General features: G+C 72.3%; 2 protein-coding genes. One reads left to right on the top strand and one right to left on the bottom strand.

The genetic code is table 11. From position 1 onward, the window contains the following. Positions 1-1,046, bottom strand: a 1,046-nt coding sequence (locus tag MJ783_RS05680) for a hydrogenase small subunit (protein WP_370651453.1), incomplete at its 3' end; no start/stop codon positions are given. Positions 1,047-1,433: 387 nt separating this feature from the next. On the opposite strand from MJ783_RS05680, the gene MJ783_RS05685 reads away from it, so the two are divergent. Further along, on the top strand, positions 1,434-1,768 hold a 335-nt coding region (locus MJ783_RS05685), incomplete at its 3' end, for an acylphosphatase (protein WP_239308870.1).

Here is a 1,768-nt window from a genome sequence, read left to right on the forward strand (position 1 = left end):
GTGTGAGACGCGGCCACGCGGTGCTGGATGACCTTACCGACCCCGTGCGCCGCGAATCCAGTCGCGGTCGCCGCGAGGACACCCAGACCGATCCTGTCCGCCGTGAGGCTGAAGTCCCGCGTCGCGACATGCGGCAGCCGGTCGTAGAACGGCGACATCGTGTCCCAGAAACCAGGCTCGGAACAGCCCACACAACCGTGCCCGGCCGCCACCGGCCAGGACGTCCCCCCGTTGTAACGAACGCTCGGGCAGTTGTGGAATGTGGCCGGCCCCTTGCAGCCGAGCCGGTACAGGCACCAGCCCCTGCGATGGCCGTCGTCGCCCCAGGACTGCGCGAACTGGCCGGCGTCGAAGTGGCCCCGGCGCGCGCAGGTGTCGTGGATGCGCTGCCCGTAGGCGAACAGCGGGCGGCCGAAGCCGTCCCGGGCCGGGAACTGCCCGAACGTCAGATAGTGGACGATCGTCGCGGTGAGGTTGTCGGCGTTGACCGGACAACCGGTCAGGTTGACGACCTCGACCCCGCCGACGACGTCTTCCACCCGGACCGCGCCGGTCGGGTTGGGGCCGGCGGCGGGGATCCCACCGAACGCCGAGCAGGTGCCGGCGTTGATGATCCCGGCCGCGCCGCGGGCAGCGCTCCTGAGTATCTCCTCGGCCGATCGGCCCCCGACCGTGCACGACCCCGGGATGCCGGTGGGCACGGAGCCCTCGACCACGACCAGGTGCCCGCCCCGCGCCACGGCCTTGTCCCGGGCGTCCTCGGCGTCGGCGCCGGCCGCCGCCATCAACGTCTCGTGGTAGTCGAGCGAAATCATTCCCAGGATCAGGTCCGCGACGGATGGATTGCGCGAGCGTAGGAACGCTTCGCTGTCACCGGCACAGTCCTGGAACTCCAGCCACACGACAGCAGGCCGGTCGATCCTGTCCAGCGCCGCCGCGACCTGGGGAGCGAGCTGGGGCGGCAGCGCGAGGGTCGCGACGACCCCCGCGCAGAACTTCAGGATCGACCGCCGCGCCACCCCGGCCTCGGCGAGCCGCGCGGACAGGCTGCCGTCCGCTGCCCGCTGCCGGGCAGCACCGCCCGGTGGCGACACCCCGTGCGCCGCACCCTGCCCGACCGTCCCGCAGCTGCTGTTCACGGCTTGCCTCCCACATCGCCTCGACGGGACGTCAGCTGCCCGGCGCGCTCGGGAACAACGCTTGACAACAGCGCTTGACAACAGCGGCCGGACACTTCGCGCAACGAAACGCTAGGGCAGACCGTGGCGGGATTTGCGCGCTCCGCTCGGCCAGGCGACCGAAGACTGTCCGAGCACGGCTCTTTTCGCGGGGCCTGCGGGCTGAAGGAAGCACCCGCCGCGGGCCCTGCGGGAGCCGGCGGCGGGTCGCTGGTCCCTTGCCCGCCATGACGCTCGGCGGCAAGACTTACGGTCATGATCCGGCCTGACGACACCGCCGGACGGCGCGAGCGGGTGGCACACCGGCTTGAGGTCCACGGGACCGTGCAGGGGGTCGGTTTCCGTCCGTTCGTCTACCGTCTGGGCACCAGCCTCGGGCTGGACGGCTGGGTGCGCAACGACGACGGCCGGGTCGTGATCGAGGCGGCCGGCCCACCCGGAGCGCTCGCCGCTCTCGCGTCCCGGCTGCGCACGGACGCCCCACCGCTGGCCCGGGTACGCGACGTCTGTGTCACCGAACTGTCCACCCCGATTCCGCGCCCGCGCTCGGGATTCCGGGTCGGGCCGTCGGTCAGCCGGCCGGCCGCGCC

The sequence above is a fragment of the Protofrankia sp. Cj3 genome, assembly GCF_917627355.1.
Classification (GTDB): domain Bacteria; phylum Actinomycetota; class Actinomycetes; order Frankiales; family Frankiaceae; genus Protofrankia.